This window comes from Aporhodopirellula aestuarii (genome assembly GCF_023701485.1).
Lineage (GTDB): Bacteria > Planctomycetota > Planctomycetia > Pirellulales > Pirellulaceae > Rhodopirellula > Rhodopirellula aestuarii.
This window is the reverse complement of sequence record NZ_JAMQBK010000032.1, coordinates 62,884-84,306: the sequence shown is the minus strand read 5'-3', so window position 1 is coordinate 84,306 and position 21,423 is coordinate 62,884. Positions and strand designations below refer to the sequence as shown.

Annotated in this window: 16 protein-coding genes and 1 tRNA gene; 9 read left to right on the top strand and 8 right to left on the bottom strand. The window is 57.9% G+C overall.

Annotated elements, in window-relative coordinates:
* Nucleotides 1-281: 281 nt before the first annotated feature.
* Nucleotides 282-1,163, bottom strand: coding sequence for a glycoside hydrolase family 16 protein (locus tag NB063_RS13295; protein ID WP_250929218.1), 882 nt, complete (start codon nucleotides 1,161-1,163; stop codon nucleotides 282-284).
* A 737-nt stretch (nucleotides 1,164-1,900) separates the two neighbouring features.
* A tRNA-Pro gene (locus tag NB063_RS13290) sits at nucleotides 1,901-1,975 on the bottom strand.
* Nucleotides 1,976-2,166: 191 nt separating this feature from the next.
* Between NB063_RS13290 and NB063_RS13285 the strand changes: the two genes are divergently transcribed.
* Nucleotides 2,167-3,300: a M28 family peptidase gene (locus tag NB063_RS13285; protein WP_250929217.1), complete on the top strand. Its 1,134-nt coding sequence runs from the start codon at nucleotides 2,167-2,169 to the stop codon at nucleotides 3,298-3,300.
* Between the two features lie 124 nt (nucleotides 3,301-3,424).
* A complete protein-coding gene (locus tag NB063_RS13280) occupies nucleotides 3,425-3,736 on the top strand; it encodes a hypothetical protein (RefSeq protein ID WP_250929216.1) in 312 nt (103 codons plus the stop codon).
* A gap of 17 nt (nucleotides 3,737-3,753) precedes the next feature.
* On the opposite strand, the gene NB063_RS13275 is transcribed toward NB063_RS13280, so the two are convergent.
* Nucleotides 3,754-4,731 (bottom strand): class I SAM-dependent methyltransferase, encoded by a 978-nt coding sequence (locus NB063_RS13275; RefSeq protein WP_250929215.1) that lies wholly within the window; start codon nucleotides 4,729-4,731, stop codon nucleotides 3,754-3,756.
* A 274-nt stretch (nucleotides 4,732-5,005) separates the two neighbouring features.
* Here NB063_RS13275 and NB063_RS13270 point away from each other — a divergent pair, with 274 nt between their 5' ends.
* Nucleotides 5,006-11,191: a hypothetical protein gene (locus NB063_RS13270; protein WP_250929214.1), complete on the top strand. Its 6,186-nt coding sequence runs from the start codon at nucleotides 5,006-5,008 to the stop codon at nucleotides 11,189-11,191.
* A 475-nt stretch (nucleotides 11,192-11,666) separates the two neighbouring features.
* Here the strand turns inward: NB063_RS13270 and NB063_RS13265 are convergent, their stop codons facing one another.
* The 4 genes from NB063_RS13265 to rpsM form a co-directional block, all read right to left on the bottom strand.
* A complete protein-coding gene (locus NB063_RS13265; protein WP_250929213.1) occupies nucleotides 11,667-12,290 on the bottom strand; it encodes a bL17 family ribosomal protein in 624 nt (207 codons plus the stop codon).
* A gap of 91 nt (nucleotides 12,291-12,381) precedes the next feature.
* Nucleotides 12,382-13,377 (bottom strand): DNA-directed RNA polymerase subunit alpha, encoded by a 996-nt coding sequence (locus NB063_RS13260; RefSeq protein ID WP_250929212.1) that lies wholly within the window; start codon nucleotides 13,375-13,377, stop codon nucleotides 12,382-12,384.
* Nucleotides 13,378-13,455: 78 nt separating this feature from the next.
* Entirely contained in the window at nucleotides 13,456-13,839 is a 384-nt protein-coding gene (gene rpsK / locus NB063_RS13255) for a 30S ribosomal protein S11 (protein WP_008681679.1), read from the bottom strand.
* A 60-nt stretch (nucleotides 13,840-13,899) separates the two neighbouring features.
* Nucleotides 13,900-14,271 carry a 30S ribosomal protein S13 gene (gene rpsM / locus NB063_RS13250; protein ID WP_456061992.1) on the bottom strand — a complete coding sequence of 124 codons (372 nt, stop codon included), beginning with the start codon at nucleotides 14,269-14,271 and terminating at the stop codon, nucleotides 13,900-13,902.
* 266 nt (nucleotides 14,272-14,537) lie between these two features.
* Between rpsM and rpmF the strand changes: the two genes are divergently transcribed.
* From rpmF to NB063_RS13220, 6 genes are all read left to right on the top strand, one after another.
* A complete protein-coding gene (gene rpmF / locus NB063_RS13245) occupies nucleotides 14,538-14,720 on the top strand; it encodes a 50S ribosomal protein L32 (protein WP_250929210.1) in 183 nt (60 codons plus the stop codon).
* Between the two features lie 2 nt (nucleotides 14,721-14,722).
* Nucleotides 14,723-15,652 (top strand): ACP S-malonyltransferase, encoded by a 930-nt coding sequence (gene fabD / locus NB063_RS13240; protein ID WP_250929209.1) that lies wholly within the window; start codon nucleotides 14,723-14,725, stop codon nucleotides 15,650-15,652.
* Nucleotides 15,653-15,820: 168 nt separating this feature from the next.
* Entirely contained in the window at nucleotides 15,821-16,579 is a 759-nt protein-coding gene (gene fabG / locus NB063_RS13235; protein ID WP_250929208.1) for a 3-oxoacyl-[acyl-carrier-protein] reductase, read from the top strand.
* Nucleotides 16,580-16,878: 299 nt separating this feature from the next.
* Nucleotides 16,879-17,124, top strand: a complete 246-nt coding sequence (locus NB063_RS13230; RefSeq protein WP_008681663.1) for an acyl carrier protein — start codon at nucleotides 16,879-16,881, stop codon at nucleotides 17,122-17,124.
* A 111-nt stretch (nucleotides 17,125-17,235) separates the two neighbouring features.
* Complete coding sequence (gene fabF, locus NB063_RS13225; protein WP_250929207.1) at nucleotides 17,236-18,516, top strand: beta-ketoacyl-ACP synthase II; 1,281 nt, start codon at nucleotides 17,236-17,238, stop codon at nucleotides 18,514-18,516.
* A 101-nt stretch (nucleotides 18,517-18,617) separates the two neighbouring features.
* Complete coding sequence (locus NB063_RS13220; RefSeq protein WP_250929206.1) at nucleotides 18,618-19,295, top strand: response regulator transcription factor; 678 nt, start codon at nucleotides 18,618-18,620, stop codon at nucleotides 19,293-19,295.
* Between the two features lie 200 nt (nucleotides 19,296-19,495).
* Here the strand turns inward: NB063_RS13220 and NB063_RS13215 are convergent, their stop codons facing one another.
* Nucleotides 19,496-21,304, bottom strand: coding sequence for a sulfatase-like hydrolase/transferase (locus NB063_RS13215; RefSeq protein WP_250929205.1), 1,809 nt, complete (start codon nucleotides 21,302-21,304; stop codon nucleotides 19,496-19,498).
* Nucleotides 21,305-21,423: the final 119 nt, after the last annotated feature.

Below are 21,423 nucleotides of genomic sequence, written 5' to 3'. Positions count from 1 at the left end.
ATAAGGAAAATGCTCTAGCCGATTTCAAAGGCACCACGGCACAAATCGCTGAGTCAGTCCAGGAGTCTCGGGGGCGGAAGCCTACTTGGGCAGGCGGCCGGAATGTCGATGGGGCTGAACTTGGTCTGCCACGTGCGACCCAAACCCCTTGCCTTGTTCATTGCGGGCTAGGCAGACCACGTCCCGATCACTGCACGTGTCATCCAAGCGGACCTCGCTGTCGCAGTCCCTGGCCCCACAGATCCATCGCAGTGACCGGATTGGAGTGATGCAATCCCGCGTTATTGGTAGACGCGGACGTAATCGACCAGCATCTTGGCTGGAAACGGTGTCGAGTCGTTGGGGGGCCCAAGGAAGTGACCGCCGACAGCAAGATTGATCAAAAGGTGAAATTTTTGGTCGAAGGGGGCTGGGAATTCGTGGCCCTCCGTTGTCCACTCCGTCTGTGTTTGATAGTGCTGGCCATCGATCAACCACTGGATTTCCCCTTCACGCCAATCAACGGTGAAGACGTGGAAGTCATCCGCAAAGCTGCCCTCGGGCAGTGTGAACTGATCCCCCGAAAACTTATTGTTGGGCCACGTCGCTCCATAGTGCAGCGTCCCCAAGACAATGTTGGGTTCTTGCCCACGCATTTCCATGATGTCGATTTCGCCACTGGCCGCCCACCCACCATAGCGGTCTTCCGTTGGCAACATCCAGATTGCCGGCCAGAGCCCGGCACCTGAAGGCAATTGAGCTCTGATTTCGATGCGGCCATACTTCCAGTCACCCCGGTTCTTGGTTCGCACTCGTCCCGAGGAGTACTCACGCGCGGTGCCACTTACCGCAGCATTGTCTTTCCGCGCCTCCAAAACGAGACATCCGTCTTCGACCCGAACGTTTTCCGAACGGTCGGTATAAATTTGCAACTCGCTATTGCCGCCACCAAATGCGTTGACTTCGACGCCCCACTTGCTGTAGTCCAGCATCTCGCCGTCGAACTCGTCCTGCCACACCAGTTGGGTGAAAGGAGATGTTCGGCCGGGCGTGGCTTGGGAGTCTGTGGACGCGGCGGCACCGGCGGGGGCCACCACAGTCTCTTGTGAGTACAGTTGTGAGCTTGAGATATTTGACATCGCAGCTAGCGAGGCGATGACAAGTGTTGGAAACAAAATCTTCATGTGACGAAAGTCCTAAAGAGAAGTGGTAGCGAAGCCTTGTGCGCTAACCCGGATATTGCACGCGATTCGTAGGCCGTATCGCATCAACCATTGCCAAGCCGGAACTACGGTCGCAAATTGATTGATTTTGAAAATAACAGAATGTATTTCGAGCAAATCAGGTTTATGCGGATACGGCAGGGTTTTTCGCGACCTCGGTCCGGCCTACGTAATATCCGGGCTAAAGACGTCGGCCAATTTTCTGCAACCCGTCGAAACGGCTGAGCACCGTCTGATGATAGGACACGAGCGTTTCAGACGGGGCTTTATTTTCGTTCGGGAGTGCCGCGGATCATGAACCGCGACATTGTTGCCGCTAGCAGCCCCAGAAAAGTTGCCGAGGGCTGCATCGTTCACGTTCATGCTTTACGCCACAGTTTTGGGACGCCCTTGTCGTTGGCTGGCGTGGCTGTTCGTGTTGCCCAGGCAGCGATGCGTCACAGCAATGTCGATTTTCCGATGAACACCTAGGCAGATACTCGGTTGCTGCAACACGGCAGAGGCGGTCGAGGTGTTGGCGATCTTTTGCTCGCCTACCCCGTCTCGGATTGTGCGGCTGATGCACCTGTGAACGCATCCGATTCAAGCCAGCTCGGCCCAAAGTTGCCGTTCCGGTCACGTTGAGTCATTCGCGATGACGGTGGGGTGGAAACGAAAACAGCCCGCGATTTGCGGGCTGAGTCGGCGTTTAACGGCGATCGGGATGACAAGATTCGAACTTGCGACCTCTGCACCCCCAGTGCAGCGCTCTAACCAGGCTGAGCCACATCCCGTTGTGGGTCGGATTTCCCTTGGGGTGGGTGGGAAGTCCGGCTTTCGAACGACAAACTCTACCGAAACCGGCCACCTTTCGCTAGGGTGGACTGGATTGCCGGGTACAATTCGCCGGCGGTTTTTTGTTCCTGGAAATGGGATTTCCTTGATGACGGTTTCGGATCCGGCGGCTTCTCGCCAGCAACATGCAATGAAACATCGACCCGCCGACCGGCCGGCCTCGCCGAGCGACTCTGAAAACTCGTCTGACGCTGCGATGACGGCGATACCTCAGCGTTCGGCGACGTCTCGGCCAGAGTCTCAGCGGGTCGGATTCGCGGGGAGGCTGCGGCGATCGTGGCCGTTGTTGATCTTCGGAATCGCGATCGGCGCGGGGCTGGGTATCTATTTTCTAGGTGGTTCGGATCGGGGGCTCGATCGACCGCTGGAGCTCACCCTCCGCCCAATCCCGGCCATCTATTCGCCTGAACGGGCGATGGGCTACTTGGAGACGATTTGCGACTTCGGGCCGCGGCCTACGGGCAGCGAAGCGATGAAGCGGCAGCAAGAATTCTTGACTGACTTCTTCACCGAGAACGGTGCGTCGGTCGAGTTGCAGAAGGCGTCGATCCGCCATCCGTTGACGGGTGAGGCGGTGGAAATGGCTAACTTGATCGCGAGCTGGTATCCGGATCGTCCGATTCGGTTTCTGTTGTGCGCCCACTATGACACGCGTCCGTTCCCGGATCGCGATCGCAAGGACCCGAAGGGAGTTTTCATCGGTGCCAATGATGGCGCCAGTGGCGTGGCGGCGTGGATGGAAATGAGCCATCAGTTTTCGAGCCTGCCCGCTGACGTGGGCGTCGATGTTGTCTTGTTCGATGCTGAAGAATTTGTGTTTTCGGAAGGGCGAGACGATTATTTCCTCGGATCGACCCATTTTGCGCAGCAGTACAAGATGTCACCGCCAGCAGTGGGTTATCGCGCCGGCGTGTTGTTGGACATGGTGGGTGACCGTGAGTTGCAGTTGCTCTATGAACGCAACAGTTTGCGATACGCTCGCGACGTGACCAAATCGATCTGGCAAACGGCGCGTCGACTGGGAGTTCGTGCGTTTGTTCCCCGAACTCGCATGCAAGACATCCGCGATGATCACTTGCCGCTCAATCAGATCGCCGGCATCCCGACCACCGATTTGATCGATTTCGATTATCCCCGTCCGGGATTCCGTGCACCACAGTATTGGCACACGACCGAAGACGTGCCTGAAAAATGTAGCGGGACGAGCTTGGCTGCGGTAACTTGGACGGTACATCAGTGGCTCGTCGAACAGTCAGGAAAATAGCTGTCAGCGGATGCGTTGATGAGTTCGCGAGTGAGTTTGGGGCGTGGTGAGTTCAACAATGGACTCACTCGGATGAAGGGAGTTTGGAATGTTTGCCGGCGGATTGATCATAGCGACCACGTTGATGTTGTTTTCCGTTTGGCTGTTTCGCACCGAGCAAATCGGATGGCCAAATGACAGCCGCGACGATCCCGTGGATGAGGCTTATCTGCGTCGGCGGTCCCGGTCGCGCCGTCGTGTGAATGGGCTGTTTTTTCTGTGCGGGTTATTGATCCTCGGCGCGACGTTGGCGACGCCTGACCGCCGTGAGTGGTGGATCGGGTGTTGGATGAGTGCGATGTTGGTGTTGTGTACGATCGTCGCGCTGGCGGGGCTCGACGTTGTGCGGACGATGCTGCATCACCGCCGCCGGATTGATCAGATTCGAAAGAGGTAAGCAGGCGAGCCTGAAAATTACGTCGATTCTTCTTTCCAGCAGCGGACGTAAAAACCGGCGTCGAGTTTTCGGCCGCTCGGATCGGGCAGCGACATGCGTCCGGTTTCAAATTGAGGTTGGAGTCGACCCAAGCGGCTGCGAGACAGAATTCGCTGCATCGACTTGAGCACATCGGATTGATCCATCTCGGCGGAATGGCCGGTGGCGAGGATGCGGAACGATCGTCCGGAGATCAATTCGAAACAGTTCTCTAGGAGTTCGGGCAAGTCGCGTTGGATCCGCCACGCTTGGGCTTGTCGGGCCGGTCGTTTTCCAGGTGATCGTGGCGCGCGTTTGCTTTTGGGGCCGTGTCCGTAGGCGGGTGGATCGAGCACGATGGTGTGATAGCGATTGCCACGACGTATTTCTCGCTGCACGAACGCGGCCGCGTCGTCGACGAGGTATCGAATCGGCGCGTCGTCGAGATTGTTGGCGGCCGCGACTCGCTTGGCCGCTTCGACGTTCGGTTTGGCCGCGTCGACGTGAGCGACTTTCAATCCGCTGCGTGCCATCGTGATGGTTGACGCACCGGTGTATGCGAACAAGTTCAATGCTTGCCGCTGGTTCGCCCGACCGGGGAGATCGTCCGCCGGTGCGGTTTGCATCAGCCAGCGCCAGTTGTCGGTTTGTTCGGGGAAGATCCCAATGTGTCCGAAAGGTGTGGGCTGTACCGGCATCCGCAGCAGCAACTGGTCTTCGGGCTCCTCGGCGGCGTCAGCGTCGTGGCGTTGCCGCGGAGCTTGCTGGACTTCGACGTGCAGGTCGTCGGGCCACGGAGTGCGATGACGCCAAGTTCGGGTGGTGAGATCGAAATGGCTTTCTGCGTCGGACCATTTGGATGGATCCCGCGGCGAGGCGTTGTCGGCGGCAGGACAGGGGCGATCGATCAGCCTTCCGGCCAGGGATTCGAGTTTACGTCCGTTGCCGAAATCGATGAGTTGGTACCGGCGAGACAAAACGAAACCGACTAGCGAATTGTGGGTGGGGAAAACTCAGGGCATGTTATCTCGCGGGCTCACCGATTGGTAGACGCAGTTGGCTGGGCTGACGCTCGGCATTTTTACGCTTCGCGTGGTGTCGTCAGGAGCCGCAACACCGAGTGTGAAGGACTCGAAATCGCGTCAAAATCGCGAAAAAACCGAGGCGCGCGCAGATTTTTGCCGCGATGGGCTCTGGGAAAGCTAACTTTGCTTGTTTGTACCCTCTTATCTGTCCAGTACGGCAATCGCCATGGCCACCATCTTCTACATCCTCGTTGTCTGGGCGTTCATTACTGCGCTGGGGCATGGCACCTGGCTGACGGTCCAAGCGGTCTATCAGCGACTGTTCGGCGTGGACGGCTCGAACGGGGAAACGCAATTGGGTCGACTGGCTGGCCGGCTACCTCCAAGCTGGCGACCGAAAGGTCAGCCCGAGCGGCCGAGTCCGGTAAAGGACATCGCGGCGTTCGAACGGATGGTGGACGCGTTGACGGCGACGGAGGAAATCTCGGCAGAGACGGCGGGGGAATTGAAAGCGAAGGCGAGGGAGTTTGCCGGGTTGGAGGTAGCGTCACCGTCGAGCGAGATGGTGAGTCCGCCGGCAAGTCCAGCGATTCTGCCCGCGGAGTCCGGGGCTGTACCGACTCCGGCGAAGACGCATGCCGTGACAGCCTCACCGGAGCCAGCCGGGGACTTGATGACCTCGGTTTCGGCTCCGCCAGCAGCGAGTGTCTGGGCGGGTTCGCCGGGCACGACTCAACTAGGCGCAGAAACACAGACACTCAGCGACGAAGCACACGGGCCGTCTCGGCAACCGATGCCTGCCAAGCGGGCGTTATCGGAAGTCGTGACGTCATTCTTGGCCGATCACAACATCCGTTGGGGTGAGTTGGTTGCCGGGTTGATGATCGTGGTGTGTTCGATCGGTTTGGTGGTGAGTTTGTGGAGCACGATCACCTCGAAGCACCGCGTGGTTCCATCGCTGATCTTCATGTCAGCGGATGCTGCGATTTTTGCAGCGGGTTTGTACACGATGCGGCGTTGGAAGCTACGGCATACGTCGCGAGCGGTGCTGATCATCGCGACGCTGCTCGTGCCATTGTGCGTGTTGGCCGGATTGGCCGCGGCGGGCGCAAGTATCGATACCGTTTCGTTGGCCTCGCCCGTTACGCTCGCTGCGATCGTGATTGGGACGGCGGTGTGCGGTTGGTTGATGTGGCAGGCATCGCTCGCCCTGGTCGGCCGCGGTGGGGCGGTTTCGTTGACAACGAGCGTGGTGGTGCCGACGTTGTGTCTGCCTCTATTGCCCGCGGCGGGCCGCCTACTAGGCGTGAGTGCGGGCAGTTTTGTGATCGTTCCGGCGATTGTGACGGCGATTACGCTCGTGATGCCGACGCGTCGACACTTCCGGCTCCGCGGCGGCGAAGCGGATCGAATGATGAAGGTGGGGCAACGGTTTTGGAAGAACCATTGGTTGCACTTGGGCGTTGCCATCGCGTCGCTCGCCAGCGTGGTCGTTTACGCGGCGTTCCTGTACCAGGCCGATGGTCGTGCGGCGTGGATTCAAATCGCGATCGCAACGGTGCCCGTTTGGGTATCGCTGGCGATGGTGCACGGCGGTTTTGCGAGGATTCTGGCGAATCAATCGAAGTGGGCGACGCCGCGTTTCATTTGTGTGGTGATTGGGGTGATCGCGGTCGGATGCTCGCTCGCGATCACACCCGCCTCGATCGAACAGGTTCGTTGGTTGTGGGCTCACGCGTTGGCGATGTCGGTCGCGATGGCGGTGGTGGGGGCGTTGTTGTACCGACGTCCGCGGCTAGCCGAAGCGAGCGTGCCGGTGGGCGTTGCCGCAATGTTGTCGTCGCCGTTTTGGTTGGCCGGGGAGGCTTGGAGCGACGTTCCGGTTTGGCGAGCGTTCATGGGTGGTGAGCCGTTGTTGGTGGCGATCACGATCGCAGCATTGGGGGCTGTGATCGGTCTGGTTTTGAGCCGCAAACGAGGTGATACAGGTGCGACGGCGGTGCAGCCGAGTATGGTTCGAATGGCAATCGTGCCGGCGCTTTGGGGCTCGGTTGCGGGTGTGCAAGCGATGGTGTTGAGCATTGCGCCGGCGAGTTGGTTAGGGATGCTGCCGGTGTGGGGATTGGCGTGTGTGCTGTTCGCGGCGATGGTCTCTGCGGCCGTTGCTGCGGTTGGTAAGCCGATCTTGGCGTGGGTATCGGCGATCGCCGGAACGTGTTTTTGGATCACTTGCCTCGGCTTAGTTCGCTGGAGCGAAGGTCAACCGGTCGTCGACTACGAGTCGCTTTCGCTGGGATTGCTCGGATTGTCCGGATCGATGCTGGCGTTGGCGATCGGAGGCAAGCTTGGTTGGGGCGAGAAATCGCTGGTGGCCGTGGGGCGTTTTGTGGAAGTGTCGGCCGCGTCGGCATGCGGAGTGGTGGGGTGGTTAGCGACGCAGGCGGCACTCGGCTTTGCTTCGGAATCAATTGTGTCGCCGCAATGGGGAACGTCGGGTTGGATGATCGCCGCGGCGAGTGGGCTGTTGGCGATTGGGGCGATCTTCGTTCGGCAACGTCGCTATCTGCAAATCGCAATGTTCGTTTCGGCGGCTGCGATCTACTGTGGCGTGACGCATTACGGTAGGGTTGAGCTTTGGTTTTCGCCTGCGTGGAGGAGCGGGGACGCGTTGTGGAATCTTGCGGGAGTCACGGTCGCCGCGGCAATGTTGTGGTTGTTGATCCGCGAAGCGGCGAGGTTCGTTCCCGATCGTTTTGACAATCCGCTGACGGCTGACCCCGCATGGTCGCGGCGGACGATGCCAGACGGTTGGATGCTGTTGGTCGCGTTGGGATTGTTGGTCGTTGCCGTGGTATGGCGTTACGTCGCTATCCTGACCGGACCGTTGGGGACGCCGCTGGATCGATGGTTCGTAGTCGATTCGGAATTGGACGTTCGTGCGTTGGGGCGGTTGGCGTTATTAGCGTGTTTGGGTGGCGGGGTTTGGCTGAGTCAATTCCGCGAACCGAGCCGGTCGATGCACCGGGTATTAGGGGCGGTGGGAGCGATCAGTGGGCTGCTGCTCGCGATGGCGATTTCAGCCTACCTCACGGAGTTGCCGTCGTTGCGGCTGATCGCTACGACGACGTTGGCGTGTGGCGGGGTGATCGCGGCGTGGGGGATCTCTCGTTGGATCACGCGGCGTGACGTGGAATCGCCAAACACAAGTCTTGAGGATCGCGTTGTTGGTGCGGGAGTGGTCGGGGTGTTGGTGTCGCTGGGTTCGGCAGTGTTGCTGTCGTCGAACTGGTGGAAGCCACTCTCGGAGGGATTGCCGCCGGACCGATGGAGCACGTTGGCGGTGGCGAGTTGGTGGGTGGCGGCTTCGTTGGCCTTGTTATTTAGCAATCGTTTGTTTGGCGAACGCGGCGAGGTGGACGACGCCGGACCGGGGTTGGCCGGTTCGAACGCATCTGAGCAAGGCGATGTTTTGGTAACCGGTGCGATGGGGCGTGCGGTCGATGCGAGCCGCGTGTTGTCGGCGCTTTTGCTGCCGGCCGCGATTGGTATCAGTGTCCCTGTTTTCTACGCGACGGAAGAAGTCGTTTGGTGGCAAGCATCAGCTTTGGGGTCGGTGTTATGGCTCGCTATCGCGTGGTTGGGCAATCGATCGGGTGTGGGAACCTCTGGAGAACCTGATGTCGATCAAGGCGCGGCACTGTCGCGAGGCTGGATCGGCGCTGTCGGTCTCCTGTCTGCAGGCATGGTTTTGGCAGGATTGATGAGCGAGTCCGCATGGACGATTTCGTGGAGTTTACCGCTCGGCCCAATCGTTTCGATGTTGGCCTTGGCGGTTTGCTGCCGGGAAACGTCGTTGGGGTCGTCGCAGTGGGGCATCAGCCGTCTGTCTGTCGTCCGCGTTGTTCCGTTTGTGTTGCCGGTGATGAGTGGGCATTTGGCATGTTTGGCAATCGCGATGGGCTGGATCGCGGTGGCGGATTCGTTGTTGGTCGTGATGGCGTGTGGACTGTTGGGTTCTTTTGCGTCGGCGGTGTTGGTTTGGCGAGGTTTCGCCCAATTGCAGGCGTGGCACGTCAGCGTGCAGGCGGTGTTGTTGTTCGTGATCGCGTTCCTGTGCTTGGACGGCGCGTTTGATGTGGCGGTCGGTTATGAGGGCTGGGTGTCATGGCTGGGATTCGCCGGCCAGGTGATCGGTGCGGTGGCACTGATGCGGTTTGCGGTGGCCGATGTTTCGGCAGGAACGTTTCGCCCGATCGCTGTTTTGCCGCGGACGCTCGGTTGGTTTGTGGTTTTGGCGGGTGCATTTTTGTTGGCCACGCATCCTGATATCCCATCGGGCGACCTGGTCCAGATGACCTGTGTGTTTGGTTGGATTGGGGCCTGTACTGTGTTGTGGCGGAGCGATCGTTTGACGGTGCACGGCTACGCTCAGGTGGCACGAGCTGATCTGGGTGTTTCCACTTTGTTGGTGCTGCTGTTGTTGGCTAGCGTTTTCATGTTGGACGTGAACATGAGGTGGCGAGGTGTTGGTGCAACGAATCTGTCCTCCGTGATGGGAGGATTCCAATTTGTGATCGCGTGGGGCGTGGCTGCGTCGGCGTGGTTACGACCAGCGTTAGCATCCACACGACCGGTATCGATGTGGACCGTATCGATGTGGTTGATTGCGGCCGGTTCCGCGGTGCTTGCGAAGAGTTTGTCGAGGGTATGGCAGGTCGAAAGTGATGTCAGTTGGGTAATCGCAATTTTGGCGGCGACGTCATCGATGTCAGTCATGGTCTGGGGATTGGGCTCGCTTGAGCGGTTGCGATCGAGATTGGAAGCAATGGTGGTTCGTGGTCCGGTCGTCGATCGGTTGGGGACTGCTGTTGAGCGAGTGGTGATCGGATTAGTGTTCTTTGGGACGTTGGTCTCGGTCGGATTGGTTTTGTCGGAGGCGGACGCGAATTGGGTGCGACTGAGCGTGTTGGCGATCGGGATTTCGGCGTGGTCGCTCTTTCAGTTGGCCGAGCAAACGCAACCGACGATTTCAGATGCGGCGATGCGTCGGCGGAATGGGTGCGTTTCAGTCGGGCTTTGGACGTTGGGGTTGATCGCAGTGTTGGGCCAGCCTGATGCGAGCGAATGGGCGTTGACGGCGACAATGCGATTGCTGATCGCTTCGGTGTTGGCGATTGGCGTGATCTTGCTGATGGTGCCTCGATTGCTCGGTGGCGCGTTTTTGGCGCGTTGGCAGCAAGCGTTGCGTCGTGGTGGGATTCTGTCGGCAGGCGTCGCCGCGGTGTCCTTAGTGATCATGCTCGGGATCGAGATGGTGGTTCGCAGCAGCGCTATGGGCATCCCGGGGATTGCGATGCCGCTAGTCGTGGTCGTCGCGATCATTTTAGGCGGTCTGGCATTGATGGCGGGTGTCGTCGCGGTCTTGAGCGGGCCCGCGGTGGGGCAACCGTTGGCTGGCATGGCGGGACAAAAGAATTGGCTGCATTTGGACGATTCACGGCGACGGCAGTTATTGTATGCGGCTCAGGCGATCGCGGCACTGACGTGGTTGCACCTGTTTTTGTGCCGCAGTTCAATCGCGTTTTTGGGTCTGCGCCAGGTCTGGCCGTACATCGTGATGTTGATCGCGTTTGCGAGCATCGGACTGACCCAATGGGCGATTCGGCGTGGCGACGCGGTGTTGTCGGAGACGATGCGCCGGACCGCGATGTTCTTACCGATGATTCCGATCGTTGGATTCTGGCTCAGTGGTTCGTATGCATCGATGTTGCATTCGCAAGATTGGTCGTGGACGTTTTACCGCGGGACGACGTCTTATCAGGGATTGCTGGTCGTGGGTGCGATTTATTACGGCGTGATGTCGGCAATGTGGAAACGTGGATTGCCACGGGTGGCGACGGTCGTTTTGGCCAACGGGGCCTTGTGGGTGATGCTGACGCAAATGCCGGGCTGGGATTTTCTCACGCATCCTCAGGCGTGGTTGATCCCGCCTGCGGTCTGTGTGCTCGCGGTGGCGTATTGGCAACGCGATCAGCTCGATCCAACCGTCGGTTCGGCGATCCGCTATGGGGCGACGCTGGTGATTTATCTCAGCAGTACAGCGGACATGCTGATGAGCGAGATTGGAAGTTCGCTGTGGGGGCCGGTGATCCTCGTTTTGCTATCGCTGGCGGGGATGTTGGCTGGTGTGATGCTCCGGATTAAACCGTTTCTTTATCTCGGTGCAATATTCATCTTCATGGGCGTGACCAGCATGGTATGGCACGCGACGCAGTCGATTGATGCGGTTTGGCCGTGGTGGGTGTTTGGGATCACGACAGGATTGTTGCTATTGTCGGCACTCGCGGGGATCGAAAAGCACCGGGGGCGATTGCAGCAATGGTCGGACGAGTTGGCGAAGTGGGAGAACTGATGCTTGACGCATCGGATCGTTCCCGCGGATGCCGGTCCGCGTTCGACGGCCCCCGCAAACACCAAGTCGCGAAGCGATGACAGGTGCTGTTCCCAGTGGTTCGGTAAGCACACCCGTGTTTTGTCTGGTCGCGTTGCGACTTGCTTCGCTATTGTTCTCCCAATCCACGGACTCACGTCCGTGGCTGTTGCGTGTCGTCACTATCGTGACTAAGCGTTCGCGAAAGACTGGTTCCGGCACGATGTAAGATCGCTAGTCGAAACGTCTTGTCAGCCACGAAGCTTCAGTATTCCGGCGATAGCTCTGGGTGAACGTCGCTACGGTGGTTAACGCCAAACGGCCAAGGTCCCGGAAGTCTCCTGCCGATTGCTTAAGAGCCAACGAGACCGCAGACGCGCAAAAAAAAACGCCCCGAGCAGATCGGGGCGTTTTCGTTGGTATTTTGATCCGAGGCGTTTGACGCTCGGCGGTCTGGCTAGGACGTTGCTGCGGCTTCTTCTTTTTCTTCAGCTGCAGGAGCGTCGCTTTCGGGGGTCGCTTCGAAAGCAGGTTTCGAGGAAGTGCTCTTCACTTTGTCGTTCGAGCCACCGACCAATTCGAGGATCGCGCGGGTTCCGCCGTCGCCGAGGCGAGGAGTTGCCAAACGCATGATTCGGGTGTATCCACCGGGGCGATCCACGAACCGTGGAGCGATGGTGTCGAACAGGATCGAAACGGCTTCACGATCGCCGATCAACTGGACGGCGCGACGTTGGGCGTTGACGTAAGGGGCACGTGCGTTGGCCCATTGTTGCCACTGATCGCTAGCACGCCATTGCTTGTAAGCGTCGGTGCCACGTTCGGCCTGAGTAGCGTACTGTTGGGCTTCTTCTTTGGCGGCGTGTGCCTTCTTAGCGAGAGTGATGCATTTCTCGACCAGAGGGCGCACTTCTTTTGCTTTTTCCAGCGTGGTGATGATCCGACCGGGCACCTTGGGCGCGTTGTCGTCCAAGCTGGCGTCACGCTCGGTCAAAAACAAAGCGGATGAGAGATTTTTAAGCAGTGCTTTACGGTGCGATGGGGACCGACCGAGCACGCGGCCTTTGCGACGGTGACGCATATCGAATGTCTACTAAACTGGATGTGTGAATTGGATCAGGTGAAGGCGGGCCTTCGCACATAGCGAACGGCCCGCGTTGGTTTGATTTTCTCTAGAAGAGCGGTTGATTTGGCACTCGCATGCCCAGGTGGAGTCCGTACTGCGAAAGTTTTTCGCGGACTTCGTTGAGCGTGGTGTCACCGAAGTTTCGGACTTCCAAGAGCGAGTCTTCGCTGCGTTGGACGAGATCGCGAACCGTCATGATGTTCTCGCTCTCGAGGCAATTGTTAGCTCGCACCGACAGTCGCAGATCGGCGAGTGTCATGTTCAATTTGGCTTCGAGCTGGGCTTCAGGTGAGCCGGCACCGCCACGAGCGGCCGAGAAAATGCTCGGTCCAAGTTCGCGATATTGAACAAACGGGTTGAGGTGTTTGCGGAAAATCTTTGCCGATTCGGTCAACGCCATTTCGGGGTTGATCGTTCCGTCGGTCCAGATTTCAAGGTTCAGGCGATCATAGTTGGTTTTTTGGCCGACGCGGGTTGCTTCGACTTCGTAACGAACGCGAACGATCGGGCTGAAGACCGCGTCGATCGGAATGATGCCGATTTCGTGGTCCACGCTGCTGTGTTCGGTGCTCGGGACGTAACCGCGGCCGTTTTCGACAACCATTTCCATCATGAACGGTTTGTCGTCGGTCAGCGTCGCGATGACGTGATCTTTGTTGATGACTTCGACATCCGCATCGGTTTCGATGTCGCCACCGGTGATCACGCCGGCGGTGTTCCGTTCGACGGTGATGACGCGGGTGGCATCGCTGTTGTTGCGAACGATCAGTGATTTGACGTTCAGGACGATATCCGTCACGTCCTCAAGAACGCCGGGGATCGAGGTGAATTCGTGCTGGGCACCGCGAATTTTGATTTGGGTAACGGCACTGCCCATGAGGCTGCTCAACAGCACGCGACGCATGCTGTTTCCGATACTCGCACCGAAACCGCGTTCGAACGGTTCGGCGGAGAACTTGCCATAGGTCTGAGTCAGCGTGTCGCGATCGACTTCGAGCGTGCTGGGCAATTCCATGCCACGCCAACGGATATGCATCGACATGTTGAGGTGCTTTCGGCGTTGTTGAGGTTGCGGGATTGAGTCGTTGGGAACAACGGGATCGGGAAATTCGACGGGCGATTAGACGCGTCGTTTTTTCCGTGGACGGCATCCGTTGTGTGGGATCGGGGTGACTTCCTCGATCAACTTCACGTTCAAACCAGCGGCCTGCAGAGCCGTGATGGCACTTTCGCGACCCGAACCGGGGCCTTTGACACGAACTTCGACGTCACGCATACCGAACTTGGTCGCTTTTTCAGCGGCCTGTTGGGCGGCACATTGGCCTGCGAATGGCGTGCTTTTGCGACTGCCCTTGAATCCGCTGGTTCCGGCGCTGGCCCAGCAAAGCGTGTCGCCCTTGGTGTCGGTAATGGTTACCGTCGTGTTGTTAAAGGTTGCGTGAACGTGAGCGACGCCATTGCTGACGTTGCGACGGACGCGTTTTTTCTTGTTGGTCTTTGCCACCGGTGGGTCTCAAACGAACATGTGGGTGAAGATGAATTAGAGAGGGAAATGCGTAGAAAACTATCGCAAGTCCTTGACGCCCTTCTTACCGGCAACCGTCTTACGCGGGCCTTTGCGGGTGCGGGCGTTTGTTTTGGTGCGTTGTCCGCGGACGGGAAGTCCCACGCGGTGCCGGATTCCGCGGTAGGATTTCACCTCACGCAGACGGCTAATGTTTTGGGTGACTTGGCGACGGAGAGGACCTTCGACCAAGTAATCACGCTCGAGCAGAGCGGCGATCTGGCCGACTTCCTCGTCGCTGATGTCACTCGCAGGAGTGATCGGATCGATTCCAAGCTTTTCACATACTTCTCGTGCCCGGAACAGGCCGAGACCGTAGAGGTAAGTTAGGGAATACTGAATCTGTTTGTCGTTGGGGATGTCAACGCCCATCAAGCGGGGCATGGCAAAAACTCCGAGAGCAACTGCGTGATTTTGAAAATTGAATCGCGAACTATAGCAGTCCCTTGCCGTTTTGCTCAAGTGGAAGCATCACAAGGAATTCGGATTTTTTTTCTGGAATCGTCAAATGTCCCCCTGAGATCGTCAAATGTCTCGTCAGACGTTGACGAAACCGCGTACCCCTGTTTATTCTTCGCGATTGCTCGAACTGAAATGGGCATCTTCCCTCACAACTATCACCCATCCGGACCCCCGTCATGGCCGTCCCAAAACGCAAACACTCCAATAGTCGCACCGGCAAACGCCGCAGCCATGATCGTTTGAAGAAGCGATCGATCGGTTACTGCCCACAGTGCAGTTCCGCTGTTCCTACGCACCACATTTGTCCAAAGTGTGGCTACTACCAAGGCCGCACGGTCGTCAAACAGGATGAGTCCTGAAATTGGCTTTTGACGTCAACAGCCCCGGGATTCTGTTTCCCGGCCAAGGAGCTCAGGTGCCCGGCATGGGCACGTGGTTGTGTGAGAACTATCCCGCGGCGAACGAATTGTTCGACCGCGCCGGCGAAGTTCTCGGTTACGACCTCAAACAGCTCTGCGCCGAAGGCCCCGCGGAAAAACTTAACGAGACCGTTCACTGTCAACCTGCGTTGTTTGTCACCGGCGTGGCCGCAGCGGAGGTGTATTCGCAGCTTCACGGCGACATCGCTTCAAAAATCCAGTCTGCAGCCGGTTTGAGTTTGGGCGAATACACCGCGGTGTGTTTTGCAGGCGGATTGGCGTTCGAAGACGGTGTGCGTTTGGTGCAAAAACGCGGCGAAGCGATGCAGGCATGTGCCGACGCGATTCCTTCGGGAATGTCGAGCGTATTGGGGCTCGATTTGGAAAAACTCGACGCGGTTTGTGCGGAATGTCGGCAAGGCGATGAGATCCTCAAGCCCGCGAATCTTCTGTGCCCAGGCAATATCGCGGTTTCGGGGCATCAAACGGCGTTGGATCGGCTCGAGCCGATCGCGATGGCCGCTGGCGCGATGAAAGTCGTTCCGCTGAGCGTCGCAGGTGCGTTTCACACGCCGCTGATGCAGGACGCCGTCGCGACGCTGTCGGAGGCGCTCGCGGACGTTGAGATCAAGGCGACCCGGATCCCGGTTTACAGCAACGTCGATGCGTCGCCTCACAGCGATCCCGGTGAAATTCGCGATTTGTTGGCCCGTCAGGTGGTGAACCCCGTGATGTGGGAAGCCTCGATCAGCCGCATGATCGCGGACGGAGTTGACGGTTTTCTCGAAGCCGGAACGGGCCGCGTGTTGCGTGGCACGATTAAGCGAATCTCGCGCAAAATGCCAACCGAAGGTTTTGGCGATCAGCCGTAAGCGACTGTCTCGCGCCATTGATCGGCGCGTCGGTCGGTTTGCTGCGGCAGGCCAGGGTTCTGTGGTATTGGGTTCTTCTGTGGTATAGGCTTCGTCTGCGGCATAGGCCTCACGGTCGCGTTTCTCATTTTTTTCTTTCTCTGCTCTCAAGCCATCACTTCTTCAGACATGAATTTATCTTTATCGGTTGACCTCAAGGGTCAGGTCGCGATCGTCACCGGAGCCAGCCAGGGGCTCGGTCAGGCCGTCGCGGTAGCATTGGGCCAAAACGGGGCGCACGTTGTTTGCGTTGCTCGGAACGCTGAAAAATTGGCGAAAACGGTTGCTGATATCGAAGCTGCTGGCGGTTCGGCGGAGGCTTTGCCGTGTGACGTGACCGATCGCACGGCTGCCGCGGCAGCGATTGAGGAAACCAATAAAAAGCACGGCCGACTCGACATTCTCGTCAACAATGCGGGAATTACCCGCGACAAATTGATGCGAGGCATGTCCGACGAAGAATGGGATTCGGTGATCGCGACCAACCTGACAAGTTGTTTCGTCTGCTGTCGTGCAGCCGCCGGAGTGATGCGTCGCAAAAAATACGGCCGAATCATCAATATGGCCAGTATTTCGGGCTTGATCGGAAATCCCGGTCAAGCAAACTATTCGGCCAGCAAAGCGGGTATGATCGGCATGACACGGACGATGAGCAAAGAGCTCGTTTCGCGTGGCGTGACGGTAAATGCCGTCGCTCCCGGGTTCATCGCCAGCGAAATGACGGCGGAACTCGGTGACGTGGTCATGGAAGAAGTGAAAAAGCGGATTCCGGCCAAACGGGTCGGGCAGCCAGAAGATGTCGCGGCAGCGGTTCTATTTTTGGCCAGCAAAGACGCGAGTTATATTTCCGGCCAGACCATCGTCGTCGATGGTGGCATGGTCGGCTAACGAAGGTATCGCTTTCGAGCGAGCCTCCCGTTGGCCAGAGATGCGAGGATATCCCGTCTTTTGACGAGATTTTCCCTTGCATCTGAGCTCACGGGATATTGACGGGTTTTAGCCGTTTCCCCTATCTTCACGCCCCGGCGAGAAGGGAATCTCGGCTATACCTATTTAGAGGACCGTGGGCAACCGCATTCCTCTGAAGCAACACCAAGTTTATCGAAGCTTTCGATCCTGGCGTTTTTCCCGTCCTATCGACCAACACAAATTTACTCTCAACCCCCATCCATTTTGGAGTTACGCCCGTGGCGTCTATTGAAGAACGCGTTATCGACATTGTTTCCGAGCAGCTCGGTGTCGACAAAGATAAAATCACACGTGAAACCTCGTTCGTAAACGACCTCGGCGCGGATTCACTCGATACCGTTGAGCTGGTCATGGAACTCGAAGAAGAGTTCGACATCAGCATCCCTGATGATTCCGCAGAGAAAATCCAAAAGGTTGGCGAAGCGGTCGATTTTATCGAGAAGGAAAAAGGCGACGACGCTTAATTGAAGCTGTCCTTGCTAAGTAAACTGATTTTCAGGCGTCAGGCACCGTTTACATCTATCAACATCGGTGGTTGACCCTTTTTATTGCGAAGATACACCGGCCCCACACACATGACGGTTTCAACGGAACCTTTTCGACTCGTTCCCAATAATGGAACTCCACGCCGTGTCGTGATTACCGGAATCGGTGTTGTCACATCGCTTGCGAATGATGTTGATCTGTTTTGGGATCGGCTGACCGCCGGTGCCAGCGGAGTGCATCCGCTCTCGATCATGGATACAAGCCGCTACAAGGTGCACTTTGGCGGCGATATCCCTGATTTTGACGTTACCGAGCATGTCGAAGCAAAAGAAGCCAAACGGCTCGATCGGTTCACCCAGTTTGCGGTCCACGCCGGCGCTCAAGCGGTCGCGGATAGCGGTATCGATTTCGCCTCGATGGATCCACATCGCTGTGGCGTTGTGCTGGGATCGGGTATCGGCGGTCTCAATGAGATCGAAGAGCAAATCGAACGGATGCTCAATAAGGGACCTGACCGCGTCAGCCCGTTCACCGTTCCCAAGATGATGCTCAACGCGGCCGGCGGAAACCTTTCGATCCGGTACGGTCTCAAAGGCCCTAACTTCGCCGTCGCCACGGCATGTGCCAGTGCGACCAACGCGATGGGTGATGCGGTCCGCAGCATCCGCAGCGGTGAAACGGATTTGATGATCACCGGCGGCAGCGAAGCGGCGATTACGCGGATGGGCCTCGCAGCGTTTCAAAATATGAAGGCACTTTCGACTCGTAACGACGAGCCGGAGCGAGCTAGTCGTCCGTTTGATACGGATCGTGACGGGTTCGTGCTCGCCGAAGGTGCGGGCTTGCTCATTTTTGAAGAGTACGAGCACGCCAAGGCACGGGGCGCGAAGATGTACGCCGAAGTTCTCGGTTACGGAACGACCAGTGATGCGGGGCATATCACGGCGCCCGATCCAGAGGGTAACGGAGCCTCCCAGGCGATGCGTTTAGCGATCGCTGATTCAGGCCGGAGTGTGAGCGAAATCGATTACATTAACGCTCACGGAACCAGTACACCACTCGGCGATAAAGCCGAAACCCGGGCGATCAAAGCGGTCCTTGGGGAACATGCAAAGAGTGTCGCGATCAGCAGCACCAAGAGCGCACTAGGCCATTCGCTCGGTGCCAGCGGTGGGATTGAGGCGGTGATTCTTTGCAAGACAATTCAGACTGGCGTGATCGCCCCCACGATCAACCTCGAATCACCTGACCCGGAGTGCGACCTCGACTACGTGCCTTTGAAGGCTCGCGATCAGAAGGTGGACGTCGCCATGAGTAATAGCTTTGGGTTCGGCGGTCACAATGCTTGCGTTGTGCTTGGGCGTGTCTAATAAACCATGGTTGCCCGCGGGTCGCTGCGAGCGTTGTTCGTAGCAACAGGCGGACCTTGGGCGAATTTTGCAATTAACCTCTTCTATTTGGAAGGTCCAGCATGCATCCCCAACCATCCGATCACGCTTTCGAACTTGGGCGTGACGAAGGCCCCGAACCCACCGTCTTTCTTGTCGATGATCACGAAGTCGAGTTGGACCTGATGCAGCGTTGGTGCCAACGCGCCGGGTTTGATACGCAGATCTTCGGCGACCCACTTGAACTGCTCGAAGCCATCGATGTGGATGCGGTCGGTTGTGTTGTTGCCGATTTGCGAATGCCTCGGATCAGCGGCTTGGAACTGCAAGCGAAGATGGCCCAGCGAGACTTGGTCATTCCTGTCATCTTGGTTACCGGCCATGGCGACGCTGAGAATTGCCGAACCGCGTTTCAACAAGGTGTCTTCGATTTTATTGAAAAGGGCTTTGACTCGGTTCAGTTCATTGATTCGGTCGAACGCGCGATTCGAAAGAATCAACGCGAGCGGTTCCGTCATCAGGTTCGGCGCGAGGCTCGGAGTTTGCTCGAAACGATTTCCAAGCGAGAGCATGAAGTCGTGCTTCTGCTGGCAAACGGAATGCCGCTCAAGGGGATCGCTCACGAACTGAAGATCAGTGTTCAGACGGCGTCAAAGCATCGCAGCAGCATCTTCACCAAGCTCAACATCGATAACGAAGTCGATTTATATAAATTGCTTCTTGCTGCCGAAGTCAGCTTGGAACCCGAAGTCGAACAGTGAGTTTCGAACGGGACGCGCGTTGTCTCGTGTTGCCCGCCCAGAAATGCCTGTTGGGATGACGGGCGGTAGAGTTTTCCAAGACACGCCCGCATGGATGATCCGGTCGGCTTGTCGGAGTGGATGTCACCAGAAGCCATTTTCGGTGGCGGAATCTTGGTGAATCCCACTGCCGAATCGGGCAGCCAATTTCCGCTAGATCTTTAACGAGCGAGTTGACGCAACCACGCGCTAAGAGCTTCGTCCCCGCGGCTTTGGACCGTCTGCATAGGCGACATTAGCAGTTCGCCCATCTCATTAAGGTGCCCGAGCGGAACCGCGGTCTGATCCAGCAGCGAGAATCTCACGCGGATCCGCGGTCGAACGCCATCGATCCCTACGCCGGGTGTGAGCAACATCATGTCGCGTCCAACGAGGTTCGACACGGAAAAAATACGAGATCGCAATTGTTTGTTGGATGCCGAAAGAAGGTCCAAGCCATCAAGCTGATTCGGCATGGAGGTTTGGATTCCCGCTGCCGATAGGATTGTTGGCAAGAGATCCGCATGCATTGTCATGTCGGATGTCTCCATAGCGGGAACGTTGGGGCCGGTGATGAAAGCCGGAACCCGCATCTGCGATTCCGACAGCCGTGTGCCATGTCCGATGGTATCGTCATCGAGAAACGATTCGCCGTGATCACCGGTCACCACGGTGATCCGATCGTCGTGAATCAATGAGGCGAGCTCGGCATCGAGTGTCCGGGCTGCGTTGCGATAGCGGTTCCACACGCTCGGTCGCCATGAACTTGGAAACGGAATTGGGTAGTCGGCGGTCGCGGCGGGCCGGTCGATCGAGTGGCTCGGTTCTACCGCAAAAGGAGCGTGGGTGCTGTAGAGAAACAGCACCGCGAGCCTCGGTGGACGCTGCGTGTCGGGGGCCTCAGCTAAAAAGGATTCCGCCGCCGCGATCGCTCGCCGATCCGACGCTAGCCAGTCCATTGGCTCGATGGTGAATTGGTCGAAATGCCGAGGCGAGACAAACGCATCCATTTGGAACGTGCCCCAATCGTCATGTCCTGCAAAGAACCCCAGTTCGTAGCCGGTTTGATGAAAGAGCCGATTGAGCGAAGGCGCGAACCGCATTTCAGATTTGTAGAACCAAACCGCTTCCAAGCCACTGAAGATTGAGAACATCCCCAGGCTTGTCGCATTGCCACCGGAGTAATGATGGTTCAGACGCAAGCCCGAACGTGACGCAGCATCCGCATGCGGCATGATCGCTGGATCGAGCATCTCGGGCCGGAGTGACTCGCAGACGATGATTAGCACATCGGGATACTTGGCGGGCGACGTTATTTCAGCGGGCTGAGTTACCACGTTCATCCGCATCTGCTGGATGCGGCTGTGGGTGACGTCGGCAAGCCGATTGCGATCGTATTGGAATGGTTGGATTGGGGCGGTGGTGCTGTGGTAGTCGCGTAACGCCGTCCAGGGATACCGAGACGGATGTTCTCGCACGCTCTTGAACAACTCATCTGATGTCGGCCGCGTCGCGAGTAGGAGCAGCCCAGCGAGCATTCCGAGGGTGACGACTACCCGCGTGGTGGTACCGGCCACGAGACGTGGTGTGGGGGCAGGATTAACCAGGCGGGCGGTAAGTGTGGTAACGACGAAACCGCCCGCGAGCCAAATCACGACGGCGAACAGAGGTAGCAGCATGCCCCATGAAAAGAATGCGAGCAGGTTGGGAACGTGCTCGCGAAGGAGCGAGGCGAATTCCCGCGTGAATAGATGAAAGCCGCTCCACCGGAAGACCAGGACATCCAGGGCGAACCACGTGGGAGCGATGGCAAAAAGCAACGTTCCCACGGGGCGATTTGCCGTTGGCCGCCATTGATTCCAGCAACCGACGATGACCATTGCTGGGACCTGCAGCGAAACGCACTGCAGGACGATCCAGCCGAAATGAACGGGGGTGCCGTCATGCAACGGTGCCTTACCCCACGGGTGAAGCACCGCAAAAAGAAACATCCAGACACACCAACATAGCCACTCGGTGGAGAGAACTCGGTGGTGGGTTCGGCGGGGCAAGGGGCGGTTCTTTCACTCGCGAGTGGATCGTGGTCCGGCTGCGCCGCGAGAGCGTGGCC